Annotated in this window: 10 protein-coding genes and 2 pseudogenes; all 12 read left to right on the top strand. The window is 56.3% G+C overall.

All coding sequences use genetic code 11. From position 1 onward, the window contains the following. The first annotated feature begins 98 nt into the window (after nucleotides 1-98). The gene (locus QTO30_RS16065) at nucleotides 99-995 is read left to right on the top strand and encodes a BadF/BadG/BcrA/BcrD ATPase family protein (protein ID WP_340425085.1); all 897 of its coding nucleotides are present in this window, start codon (nucleotides 99-101) and stop codon (nucleotides 993-995) included. Continuing rightward, nucleotides 992-1,749, top strand: a pseudogene (locus QTO30_RS16070) (GntR family transcriptional regulator). Before QTO30_RS16065 ends, QTO30_RS16070 begins: the two are co-directional and overlap by 4 nt. 8 nt (nucleotides 1,750-1,757) lie before the next feature. Continuing rightward, a pseudogene (locus tag QTO30_RS16075) lies at nucleotides 1,758-2,790 on the top strand (SIS domain-containing protein). Then, nucleotides 2,787-2,912, top strand: coding sequence for a hypothetical protein (locus QTO30_RS16085; RefSeq protein ID WP_340425089.1), 126 nt, complete (start codon nucleotides 2,787-2,789; stop codon nucleotides 2,910-2,912). The pseudogene QTO30_RS16075 and the gene QTO30_RS16085 overlap by 4 nt, the downstream one beginning before the upstream one ends. Nucleotides 2,913-2,933: 21 nt before the next feature. Next, nucleotides 2,934-3,926, top strand: a complete 993-nt coding sequence (gene nagA / locus QTO30_RS16090; protein ID WP_340425091.1) for an N-acetylglucosamine-6-phosphate deacetylase — start codon at nucleotides 2,934-2,936, stop codon at nucleotides 3,924-3,926. Between the two features lie 147 nt (nucleotides 3,927-4,073). Further along, nucleotides 4,074-5,654 (top strand): ABC transporter substrate-binding protein, encoded by a 1,581-nt coding sequence (locus QTO30_RS16095; protein WP_340425092.1) that lies wholly within the window; start codon nucleotides 4,074-4,076, stop codon nucleotides 5,652-5,654. A 74-nt stretch (nucleotides 5,655-5,728) separates the two neighbouring features. Next, complete coding sequence (locus QTO30_RS16100) at nucleotides 5,729-6,709, top strand: ABC transporter permease (RefSeq protein ID WP_340425093.1); 981 nt, start codon at nucleotides 5,729-5,731, stop codon at nucleotides 6,707-6,709. Further along, nucleotides 6,709-7,668, top strand: coding sequence for an ABC transporter permease (locus QTO30_RS16105; RefSeq protein ID WP_340425094.1), 960 nt, complete (start codon nucleotides 6,709-6,711; stop codon nucleotides 7,666-7,668). The genes QTO30_RS16100 and QTO30_RS16105 overlap by 1 nt, the downstream gene beginning before the upstream one ends. Further along, on the top strand, nucleotides 7,668-8,642 hold the full coding sequence (locus QTO30_RS16110) for an ABC transporter ATP-binding protein (protein WP_340425095.1): 975 nt from the start codon (nucleotides 7,668-7,670) through the stop codon (nucleotides 8,640-8,642). The genes QTO30_RS16105 and QTO30_RS16110 overlap by 1 nt, the downstream gene beginning before the upstream one ends. Continuing rightward, complete coding sequence (locus QTO30_RS16115; RefSeq protein WP_340425096.1) at nucleotides 8,642-9,604, top strand: ABC transporter ATP-binding protein; 963 nt, start codon at nucleotides 8,642-8,644, stop codon at nucleotides 9,602-9,604. The genes QTO30_RS16110 and QTO30_RS16115 overlap by 1 nt, the downstream gene beginning before the upstream one ends. Nucleotides 9,605-10,051: 447 nt before the next feature. After that, nucleotides 10,052-11,692, top strand: coding sequence for a cation:proton antiporter (locus tag QTO30_RS16120; protein WP_340425097.1), 1,641 nt, complete (start codon nucleotides 10,052-10,054; stop codon nucleotides 11,690-11,692). Further along, the gene (locus QTO30_RS16125; protein WP_340425098.1) at nucleotides 11,689-12,711 is read left to right on the top strand and encodes a universal stress protein; all 1,023 of its coding nucleotides are present in this window, start codon (nucleotides 11,689-11,691) and stop codon (nucleotides 12,709-12,711) included. The genes QTO30_RS16120 and QTO30_RS16125 overlap by 4 nt, the downstream gene beginning before the upstream one ends. Nucleotides 12,712-12,757: the final 46 nt, after the last annotated feature.

A 12,757-nucleotide genomic window follows, 5' to 3' on the forward strand; every position in this document is an offset into this window, starting at 1 on the left:
TATTTCTATCCCTAATATCTTAGAATATAAGGCCAATATACCATGTTTTTGCAATTATAGGTATGGCTTTCATAAGATAGGTATTGTAAAGGTGCTATATGTCTGATTCATCACATACTCTGATTATCGGCGTTGATGGCGGCGGCACCGGGTGTCGCGTGGCCATTGGGACGGTGACGGATGGGGTGGTTGCCCGCGCGGAGGGTGGCCGAGCGAATGTGGCCACTGATCCAGAGCCTGCAATACGCAATGTGATCGCGACCGTTGAGGCTGCGGCCACAAGTGGTGGCATTCCCTTGGAGCGACTGAAGGGAGCCGCCGCGCATCTTGGCCTTGCCGGGGTGATGACGGCGCGGGATGCCAGGAGAGTGGCTTCCGCGTTGCCTTACCGCCACACGACAGTAACGGACGACAGGCCAACAGCGTTGCACGGTGCGCTTGGTGGGCAGGACGGTTTCCTGCTGTCTGTCGGAACGGGGACGATTGCGGCGGCTTCTACTGGCGGCATCTATCGCAGCGTCGGTGGATGGGGCTTTTACGTTGGTGACCAGGCGTCCGGATCATGGCTGGGGCAGAAGTGCCTGCGCCAAGTGCTGCTTTGCCATGATAAGCTGGCGGAGCACAGTGACCTGACCCGCGATTTGCTCGCGAAATTCCAGAATGACCCCAATGAGATTGTTGCGTTCAGCATGTCCGCGATGCCCGGCGACTATGGGCTTCTTGCGCCTGATGTTGTCGAAAGCGCGCGCGCGGGTGATCCCGTGGGAAGAAAAATCATGCAATCGGGTGCCGATCATCTATGGCAATGTTTGACCGCACTGCAATTCAAAGCAGGGAATGCGCTTTGTCTGGCCGGTGGCGTGGGGCCGCATTATGCGGAATACTTGCCCGCAGTCGCCACCGCAGACCTGCGTGAACGTCGGGGCGATGCGCTGGATGGTGCCTTTGATTTTGCCCTTGCCAACCTCGGGAAGCGTGTTGAGGTCCAGATATGAGCATCGTAGATTTTCTGGCGCCTGATAAGTGGCTGCAATCAGATGGTGGCCCACGTTACATGCAGTTGCGCAAACGGTTGACTGATGGTGTGGATCAGGGTGTGTTGAAATCTGGCAGTCTATTGCCGCCCGAACGGGAAATTGCCTCGATCACGGATATGTCGCGTGTCACCGTCCGCAAGGCAATTCAGGCGCTCGCAGAAGATGGCATCATCGTTCAGAAACAAGGATCGGGATCGTTTATTGCCTCCGATACCCCCAATTCGAACAATCTCTGTCGCGACTGACATCCTTTAGCGAGGATATGGCGCGCCGGGGCATGACCTCGACCAGTGTTTGGCTTGAACGTGGGGTCTTTATGCCGTCACCTGACGAAGTACTCGCGCTCGCGCTGACACCTGACGCATCCGTGTCGCGGATTGCACGTCTCAGAACCGCTGACAACAAACCCATGGCGATTGAGCGCGCGTCGCTCTCGACTGAAATGTTGCCAAATCCGCTGGACGTCGTCACATCGCTTTATGCTGTATTGGAGCAATCAGGGCTGCGGCCCCATCGTGCGCTGCAAAAGATATCGGCGATCAACTTGGGGGAAAGCGACGCTTACCTGCTGGAGGTACCCGTGGGCACAGCCGGTTTACGGATCGAACGCACATCCTATCTGGCTGACGGCCGCGTCGTTGAATTTACCCAATCCATCTACCGCGGAGACGCCTACAACTTTGTGGCCGAACTGCGCCTAGCGAAAGAGTAGGCAAAAACATGGCAGCCGCCCAAACCCAAATGCGTGCCGAGGTGCTGGAAATTCCTGTTGCCGCTGAACGCCTGCTTGCAAACGGAGGTGACGCAATCAGTCGCGCCGCCGATGCGGTACGTGCGCGCGACCCACAATTTATGGTCAGTGTGGCGCGCGGGTCTTCTGATCATGCCGCAACCTATCTGAAATATGCATCAGAGCTTCTGCTAGCCACGCCGTTGGCGTCAATTGGGCCTTCTATCGCTTCGATCTATGGGCGCAACCTAAGGCTTGCGGGCAGTGTGTGCCTGTCTGTGTCGCAGTCTGGAAAGAGCCCCGATATCGTTGAAATGGCCCGGATGGCCCGTGCGGGTGGTGCATTGTCTATCGCGATGACAAACCACCCTGACAGCCCATTGGCGCAGGTGGCTGATCATACACTCAACCTGCATGCCGGTCGGGAGATCAGTGTTGCGGCGACCAAGACGTTCGTGAACTCTGCCATTGCAGGCATCTGGTTTCTGGCAGAATGTGCAGACGATGATGCGCTGCGAAAAGCCATAGCCGATCTGCTTAGGCGCAACTGGAGAAAGCCGTACAGCTTGATTGGCCAGAGGTGCGCGCGGCCTTGGGGGGCGCAACTCGATCTTTTGCCTGGGGCGCGGGCCAGCCTATGCCATTGCGAACGAAGCCGCATTGAAGTTCAAAGAAACCTGTCAAATCCATGCCGAGTCTTATTCATCTGCTGAGGTTCTGCATGGACCTGTCTCTATCGTCGACAGCGGGTTCCCTGTCATTGGCCTTGCTGCACAGGATGAGGCCGAAATGGCGCTGGCCAGCGTCGCAGAAAAAATTGCAGCGAAAGGTGCAACAGTCTTTGCGACAAGCGACAAGCTTAGCCAGGCAAGAACGTTGGATACGATCCGCACTGGTCACCCGCTCACAGATCCCATCAGCTTGATTGCCAGCTTCTATTCCATGGTCGAGCGTGTTGCAGAGGCGCGCGGGATCAACCCGGATGCACCACGTCACCTGAAAAAAGTGACTGAAACGGTATGAGTAGCATCGCAAAGGCTTTTGTCGGAGCGCGTATTCACGACGGCGTTGACTTTGTTGATGACGACGCCTTGGTGATGCATGCTGATGGGTCGCGTGGCACGGCGGCTCGTCGGAACCTGTAAGCGGATTGCCCGGTTAAGACGTTGTCAGGTGGGATCATCGCGCCGGGCTATGTCGATTTGCAGGTCAACGGCGGCGGCGGCGTGATGTTCAATGATGATCAATCCGTGGATGCATTGCGTACCATTGCGCAGGCGCACGCCGCGATCGGGTCTGCGGCCATTCTGCCAACCCTGATCACTGATACACCCGATCGCACTAAAGCCGCGATCGCTGCCGTTGAACAAGCCATCACCGAAAGGGTGGCGGGTATCGTGGGCATCCATCTTGAAGGGCCACATTTGTCTGTTGCGCGAAAGGGTGCCCATGACCCCAGCCTGATCCGCCCAATGGGCGCGGATGATCTGGCCATTGTGTTGCGTGCTGCTGACCGGCTGCCAAATGTCATGATGACCGTTGCACCAGAAAATACGACCCATGCGCAAGTTCGCGCCATGTCTGATGCCGGGGTGATTGTTTCGCTTGGACATTCAGACGCAGATTTTGAGGCCTGTATGGCGGCATTTGATGCGGGCGCACGCTGTGTAACGCATCTTTTCAATGCGATGAGCCAGCTGGGTAACCGTGAACCGGGACTGGTTGGTGCCACCCTTGCACGTGATGATATCCACGCCGGGCTGATTGCCGATGGATTGCATGTGCACCCCGCGACGATGCGGATCGCCTTGGCGGCTGCGGCAAATGACGCAAGGATCATGCTTGTCACCGATGCGATGGCCTCCGCTGGCTCTCAGATTAACGGGTTTATGCTGAATGGCCGCAAAGTGGTCAGAAAGGACCGGCGCCTGACGTTGGAGAACGGTACATTGGCTGGTGCCGACCTTGAGATGACACAGGCCGTATCGACGCTGGTGAACGCGGTTGGGGATCCGGTGTCGCAGGCAATTCGCCGGGCTACCGGGACACCATTGTCACTGTTGAAGGGGTTTAACAATGCACGTCCGCTGTTTGATCCCGCAGTTTTTGTGAATCATTTGGCTGACGATCTGTCTGCGGTCAGACGGCTTTGCGAATGAGGCAGGTCTTGGATGTCATGCAGCAATCGCATAGCCCTCTCTGTTGAGAGATAACAATCACGACGGTGGCTTCTTGCCATTCGCCAGCAATTAGGGACAATTGCGCCAACCTTCGTGAGTCGAAGGATGCAAAACAGGGAAAATCATATGAAACCGACATCAGCATTAACACTCGTCGCCGTATTGATGGCCACAGCTGCGCCGCTTAGTGCGGAAACGCTGCGTTGGGCACGTTCCGGCGACGCGCTCACACTTGATCCACACGCCCAAAACGAGGGACCGACTCACACTATCCGCCATCAAATGTATGAGCCGTTGATCATCCGCGACGTGACAGGTGCATTTGAAGCAGCTTTGGCCACAGACTGGGCACCATCAACTGATGATCCAAATGTCTGGGTCTTTAACCTGCGTGAAGGTGTCACCTTCCATGATGGCGCGGCCTTCACCGCCGAAGACGTTGTTTTCAGCTTTGAGCGCGCCAAACAGCCCAATTCCGATATGAAAGAACTGATCGGATCAATCACCGAGGTGCGTGCGGTTGATGATCTGACCGTCGAGATTGTGACAGATGGGCCGAACCCCATCCTGCCATCCAACCTGACCAATCTGTTCATCATGGACAAGGATTGGACCGAAGCAAACGACACCGTCGCGGTGCAGGATTTTGAAGGCGGCGAGATCACATTTGCCACGACCAATACCAATGGTACCGGTCCTTATGTCCTGCAAAGCCGTGAACCTGATGTCAAAACGGTCATGGTCCGCAACGAGAATTACTGGGGCATTGACCAGTTCCCCATGGAAGTGACCGAGATTGTCTACACCCCCATCCAGAACGCTGCGACCCGTGTGGCCGCAATGCTGTCAGGCGAGGTTGATTTTTTGCAGGATATGCCTGTGCAGGATCTGGAGCGTGTGAATGCTGCCGATGGTCTGGTGGTCAAGCAAGCCCCGCAGAACCGCGTAATCTTCTTTGGGATGAACCAGGGCGCGGATGATATCGAAGCCGACAACGTGGATGGGGCCAACCCGCTGGCTGATGTCCGCGTCCGTCGGGCGATGTCGATGGCCATCAATCGTGACGCCATCCGGCAGGTCGTTATGCGTGGCCAGAGTGAACCCGCTGGCATGATCGCGCCACCATTCGTCAACGGCTGGACAGCCGAGATGGACGCGGAATCATCCACCGACATCGACGGAGCGAAAGCGTTGTTGGCCGAAGCTGGCTATGCTGACGGATTCTCCATCCGGCTTGATTGTCCCAATGACCGCTACGTGAATGACGAAGGCATCTGTCAGGCCGCCGTAGGTATGATGGGGCAAATTGGGATCACGGTGAACCTTGATGCAAAACCCAAGGCGCAGCACTTCCCCTTGATCACAGATAGCAAAACCGATTTCTATATGCTGGGCTGGGGTGTGCCGACCTATGACAGCGAATATATCTTCAACTTCCTTGTGCATGGCCGCGAAAGTGACATTGGCACATGGAATGGCACCGGCTTCGACAATGACGAGTTGGACGCGATGATTGAATCACTGGCGTCCAATACCGATCTGGAGGCGCGCAATGAAGACATCGCAAGCATTTGGCGTGTCGTTCAGGACGAACAGCTTTATATTCCAATTCATCACCAGGTGCTGAACTGGGGTATGTCAGATCGCGTCGGTATCGAGGTTGATCCGGAAGATCAGCCCAAGATCAAGTACTTCACGATGAACTGATCGCAATTGGTGACGCGCCGGTGAAACTGGCGCGTCACACTTCCCCATATCGGGGCCTTTAGGACAATCATACCATGCTGGCCTATACCATTCGCCGCGTTGCACAGTCTGCGCTCGTCTTACTTATTGTTGGGCTTGTTGCATTTTCGATGTTTCGTTTCGTGGGCGATCCAATTGAAAACATGTTGGGTCAGGAACGCACGGTTGAGGATATCGAGCGCTTGCGTGATCAGCTTGGCCTGAACCAGTCTTTTGCGGTCCAGTACTACCGGTTTCTTGAAGGGGCTGTGCAGGGCAACTTCGGCGTCAGCTATCGCCAGGGGCGCCCCGTGGCCGAGATTTTGATGGAACGCGCGCCAGCTACCCTTGAACTGGCGACCGTGTCGGCTGTTTTGGCCATCATATTTGGTATCGCTTTTGGTGTTTTTACGGCGATCCGACGCGACGGTTTCATCGCCAATTTCATCATGTCCGCATCCCTGATCGGGGTGTCTTTGCCGACATTTCTGATCGGAATCCTGTTGATCTACATCTTCTCGGTCGAGCTGAATTGGCTACCCAGTTTCGGGCGTGGTGAAACCGTCGATCTGGGTGGCTGGACAACAGGTTTTCTGACTGAAAGCGGGCTAAAGGCGCTGATCCTGCCCGCCATCACACTTGGGCTTTATCAGATGACGCTGATCATGCGACTTGTGCGCTCAGAAATGCTCGAAGTGCTGCGACAGGATTATATCCGCTTTGCCCGCGCGCGCGGATTGAAAGACCGTGCAATCAACTTCCGCCATGCGTTAAAGAATACCATGGTGCCGGTGATTACGGTGATCGGTCTACAGCTTGGCGCCATCATCGCCTTTGCGATCATCACCGAGACTGTGTTCCAATGGCCGGGTGTTGGCCTGCTGTTCATCAACGCGATCCAGTTCGTCGATATCCCTGTGATGGCGGCGTATCTGATGCTGATCTCTGTGATGTTCGTCGCGATCAACCTGATCGTAGATATGCTTTATTTCTTTATTGATCCGCGCTTGCGGGTTGATCGGGCCGGGGGCCACTGATGACTGATCTTTCGGACCAAACCACACCCGTCAAGCCTGTGCAGAAATCCCGCCTGCGGGTTTTTCTGGACAGCGATATCTACTACACGTTCCGGCGGTCGCCCGTCGCGGTGGTTTCGACCATAGTGGTCACGGTTCTGGTCTTGTCTGCCGTATTCGCCCCTTTCATCGCACCAACAAATCCGTTTAACCCCGCCTCACTGAACCTGATGAACGGGTTCACGGCGCCGATGACACCAAACGCCTTCACCGGAGAGAGCTTTCTGTTGGGCACCGACGATCAGGGGCGTGATGTATTTTCAACCATCCTTTACGGCATGCGCGTGTCCTTATTTGTGGGCGTGGCGGCGGTCCTGTTTGCCATGGTACTGGGCATCACACTGGGGCTGATCTCGGGCTATGTGGGGGGCTGGACCGAGACGATCATCATGCGGACGGCGGATGTACAACTGACCTTTCCATCAATCCTTGTGGCTATGTTGATCTTTGGCATAGCCAAGGGGTTTACGCCCATTGAGTACCGCGATCAGATGGCAATCTGGGTGCTGATTATCGCAATCGGGCTCAGCGATTGGGTGCAATTCGCACGCGTGGTGCGGGGGGCAACACTAGTCGAAAAGCGCAAAGAATATGTCGAGGCGGCGCGCCTTATCGGGCGCAAACCCTATGCGATCATGTTGCGGCATATCCTGCCCAACGTGTTGTCGCCCGTATTGGTCATTGCCACGATCTCTCTGGCGCTGGCGATCATCGCCGAAGCGACGCTGAGCTTTCTCGGTGTTGGCGCACCGCCGACACAGCCAAGTCTGGGGACCTTGATCCGGATCGGCCAGGGCTTTCTGTTTTCGGGCGAATGGTGGATTTTGCTATTCCCGGCGCTGACCCTGTTGACGCTGGCGTTGAGTGTAAACCTGCTGGGCGATTGGTTGCGCGACGCATTGAACCCAAGGTTACGTTAATGTCTGGACCAGTTTTATCGATCCGCAATCTGTCTGTTGAAATCCCCACCCGCACCGGCGTTGTGAAACCTGTTGATGGTGTCAGCTATGATATTCGCGCAGGCGAAATTCTGGGTGTTGTGGGCGAAAGTGGCGCGGGCAAGTCAATGGCGGGCAACGCTGTCATCGGTCTGCTCAACCCACCTGCGCACATTGCGAAGGGCGAAATCTGGCTGAACGGCGCACGGATCGACGCGCTGAAAGGTGAGGCGATGCGCCGTCTGCGGGGCAAGGAAATTGGGATGGTGTTTCAAGACCCGCTGACGTCCCTGAACCCCCTGCTATCCATCGGTGACCAATTGACCGAAACCATGCTGACCCATCTGCCCATCGGTCGGGCAGAAGCAGACAAGCGCGCGGTTGCAGCCTTGGAAGAAGTCGGCATTCCGGGTGCTGCCGAAAGAATCGACAGTTACCCGCATGAATTCAGTGGCGGGATGCGCCAGCGTGTGGTGATCGCACTTGCGCTCTGTGCAGAACCGTCGCTGATCATTGCGGACGAACCGACAACGGCGCTGGATGTCTCTGTGCAAGCGCAGATCATCGCACTGCTTAAGCGGCTTTGCCGGGATCGCGGTACAGCCGTCATGTTGATCACCCATGATATGGGCGTGATTGCCGAGGCTGCTGACCGCGTCGCCGTGATGTATGCCGGGCGTTTGGCCGAACTGGGCCGCGTGCGTGATGTGCTGACCCAACCGCAACACCCCTACACCGCCGGGCTGATGGCATCCACGCCGCTGGCTTCGGCAGGCAAGGCGCGGTTGCATCAGATCGAGGGTGCCATGCCGCGACTGGACAAGGTGCCTGATGGCTGCCCGTTTCATCCACGTTGCACCTATGCGCAAGATAAATGTCGCGCGGCCACCGCCCCGCAAATATCGGAAAGCCATGCTGCTTGCTGGTTCCCGCTGCTGGCCGAGAAGGTATCTTAATGGCGCTGATTTCTGTGAAGAACCTGACGCGTGTCTTTGACGTGTCTAAACCCTGGCTGAACCGGGTGATTGAGCGGCGCAACAAAGCATTCCTGACAGCCGTATCAGACGTTGATTTCGATGTTGCCGAGCGCAGCACTTATGGGCTGGTCGGCGAAAGCGGATCTGGCAAATCCACCATTGGCCGGATGTTGGTGGGGTTGCTGACACCCTCTGATGGCACGGTCGAGATTGAAGGTGTGAACCTCGCGACAGAGACTGACGCGGCCAAGGTTGATGCGGTGCGCTCTGATATTCAGATGATCTTTCAAGATCCGTTCGCGTCTCTCAATCCACGTTGGCGGGTGCGCGATATCATTGTCGAACCTGTCGTGGCGCGTGGTGGCGATGCAACCGGTTTGGCGGAAAAACTGTTGGAGCAGGTTGGACTGTCTGCCTTGGATGCGGGGAAGTTTCCGCATGAGTTTTCTGGCGGACAGCGGCAGCGGATTTGTATTGCACGTGCGCTGTCGTCCGAGCCCAAGCTGATCATCTGTGATGAACCGACCTCGGCGCTTGATGTTTCTGTACAAGCGCAGGTTCTCAATCTGATGAGCGACCTGAAAGACAATTTTGGTCTGACTTATGTGCTGATCAGTCATGACCTGACGGTTGTGCAGCACATGTCCGACGTCATTGGTGTGCTTTATCTGGGCCGGTTGGTGGAAGAGGCGAGCCCGGAAAACCTGTTCAGCAACACAAAGCACCCCTACACAAAAATGCTGCTTGAGGCCGCGCCAAAAATGGATGGTTTTGGGCGCGAGGCCGACCTGCCAGAGGGCGAAATCCCCGACCCGATCAATCCGCCAGCAGGCTGCGCGTTTCATCCGCGCTGTCCCATCGCCACTGACATTTGCAGGCAAGAGCGGCCAACGCTGCGTCAAATAGGTGAAACACGCGTTGCGTGCCACCTCGCAGATTAGCAGCTAGCGGCGTATGGGCCAGACCGCTGATATGCAGCCATAGCAATAGGATTTGGTCGACGTCCAGTAACAAGATGCAAAGCACCTAGCCTTTTCCGTCAGCTATAAAACCGTTTACGCCGCTTTTCCGAAAACCCGGGCCGAGACAGCGTTTGCCACTCTGCGCCACTTAACCGCGCGATGATTGACAAGAATCAATCGGATTAAATCTCGCGGGACTAAAAGTCATTCAACAACGGCTATCAGCCGTCAATGCGACGTTGTTGAGCGGTAGCCGACTGCAAAGGCGTTGCCTTTAAGCATTGAAGCGCGAAGCCGTCGGGCGAGCACCATTTTCCAGCCAGTAAGGCAAACGAGGCAAAGCATGACGGCAGCAATTGAAGGCTACCTTTTCTACGAGATCGCGGCACTATTGGTGCTAGCGGTAGCGCTGGTTTTGTTGGGCTGATGCTGCGCCAGCCGCTTATTGTCAGCTTTATCGCTGTCGGCATTCTGGCTGGTCCTTCCGTACTTGGTATTGCGCGATCAGATGCGCAGATCGACTTGTTGGCAGAGCTTGGTATTGCCGTCTTGCTTTTCCTTGTCGGGTTGAAACTGGATTTCAATCTTGTGCGCACGCTGGGGCCGGTCGCACTTGTCACCGGATTGGGTCAGGTGCTCTTTACCACCGTTTTCGGCTTTCTTATCGGGCTGGCCCTTGGTTTGGATGCACGCACAGCGATCTACGTTGCCATTGCTCTGACATTTTCATCCACAATCATTATCGTGAAGCTTCTGTCCGACAAACGCGAGATTGACGCGTTGCATGGGCGGATCGCGCTGGGATTCCTGATCGTCCAGGATGTCGTCGTGGTCATTGCCATGATCGCACTCTCAGCGATTGGCGTGGGTGCCGCATCTGGTGGCGATGGCGCGTTGACAGATGTGCTGCGGGTGTTGGGGTATGGTTTGGCCATGCTGGCCTTTGTGGTGTTCTTTATCCGCTACATCGCAAACCCTTTGGTCGAACGGTTGTCGCGCGCGCCCGAGCTTTTGGTGTCGTTTGCGATTGGCTGGGCGGCACTTTTGGCGGCTGTGGGTCACTATCTTGGGTTTGGGAAGGAACTGGGTGGCCTGCTGGCGGGTGTCTCACTTGCCTCTACTCCGTTTCGCGAGGCGATTGCCGCGCGTCTGGCATCTTTGCGTGATTTCCTGCTTTTGTTCTTCTTTATCGCATTGGGCGCATCACTTGACCTGTCTGTTCTTGGGGCGAGTGTTGGGCTTACCATTGTCCTGTCACTCTTTGTGCTGATCGGGAACCCTTTGATCGTGCTCGCGATTATGGGGGTGATGGGCTATCGTAAGCGGACCGGTTTTCTGGCCGGATTGACCGTCGCGCAGATCAGCGAGTTCTCTTTGATCTTCATGGCGATGGGTGTGACGATCGGCCATGTCAACGACGAAGCGCTTGGTCTTGTGACGCTTGTCGGGCTCGTGACGATTGCTGCGTCGACCTATATGATCACTTTTTCGCATCAGCTCTATTCATTGTTCGAGCCGTTGCTGGGGATATTTGAACGGCGGGCAACCCAGGCTGAGCCGGATGCTGATACTGACGCCAAACAGCCACATGATGTGATCCTTTTTGGCCTTGGTCGTTATGGGCTGGGCATTGCTGCTGCCCTGGAAGACCGCAATATGCGTATTCTTGGCGTCGATTTTGACCCGGAGGCGGTGCGCTACGCCCGTGCGCAGGGTTATGACGTCGTTTTTGGTGATGCGACCGACCCCGAGTTTCTGGCGCATTTGCCGTTGCAGAAAGCGTGCTGGCTGGTGCTCGCCGTGCCGGAACACGATACCGGGTTGACCCATAATGATCCACGCAGCGGGCTTCTGACCGGTGCGCGCGATCTGGGCTTTCGCGGCAAGGTAGCTGTGGCTGCGCATCACGATGCTGCCGCAACAGCGCTCGCGGCGGGCCGGGCTGATCTTGTGCTCATGCCCTATCGGGATGCGGCTTTTGCTGCGGCGCGGATGATCACAGAGGATACCCAACCGCCAGATCGCGCCCTCATTGATCCCGATGGGCAGAAAGAGTTGCTGACATGATGCAACCACCTGTCCGACCGCGACGTATCCTTGCGGTCATGGATGAAAGTGATGGGCAGACGGCGCTGTTGACTGCGGCGGCCCTTGCCAAGCGCTATGACGCAGAGCTTGCGGTTTTTGGCTGTGTAGAGCCGCCGCCTGATCTTGGCGTGATCGCGCGGCTGTCAGAGCAGGACCCTGATCAACTCCTGCAAAGACTTTGTGCCGAGAAGACAGAGCGGATGGTAGAACGCCTTGCCAGACATTTGCCAGATCAACAGATTGCGCCGCAAATCAGGGTTGGCAAAGCCTTTATCGAGATCATCAAACACGTATTAGACGCCGGTTGCGACTTCGTGGTCAAGCGGGCCGAGCCCCTTTCAGGCATTCATCGTTTGCTGTTTGCAAGCACTGACCAGCATCTTTTGCGCAAATGCCCATGCCCGGTCTGGATGCAACCAGATGGTGCTGCACGTTTGGCTAAACGCGTGATTGCCGCCGTGGATGTTGATCTGGCCGATGCAGCTGAACCGGAAACGCTCATGTCGCTCAATCGACGAGTGATTGAAACGGCGTGTCTTGTCGCTGCGCCAACCGGGGCACAGGTGACTGTCCTGCATGGCTGGGATACCGCTGGCGAGGGGTTGGTCTGGGCGTTTTCATCTGACAGGGGTGCACGCATCACGGCAGATGGCTACGTCAACGAAATTCTCAAAGAGCGCCAGGTGGCCATGCGTCGCTTGATTGATACGGTCGGGGCGGATCAATCCGGCAGAGATTATCCCATGCTGACCCCACACCTCATCCGTGGCGCCCCCGAAACCGTGATCGCGCAACAAAGTCAGGCGCTTGGTGCGGATGTCGTGGTTATGGGGACGGTTGCAAGAACCGGTTTGAGTGGTGTGTTCATCGGCAATACGGCCGAGAACATTATCAACACCCTTGAATGCCCGGTTCTTGCCGTCAAACCCGAGGGATTTGTCAGCCCTTTGGACCCTGATTTTGGAAAGGCGACAGTATCGTCGCCGTCGTCGCCATAAATCAAGTTCATATCGCGGCCAATTTGCCCGCTTGCCGCGCTCTTGA

It is taken from the genome of Yoonia sp. GPGPB17 (assembly GCF_037892195.1).
Classification (GTDB): Bacteria; Pseudomonadota; Alphaproteobacteria; order Rhodobacterales; family Rhodobacteraceae; genus Yoonia.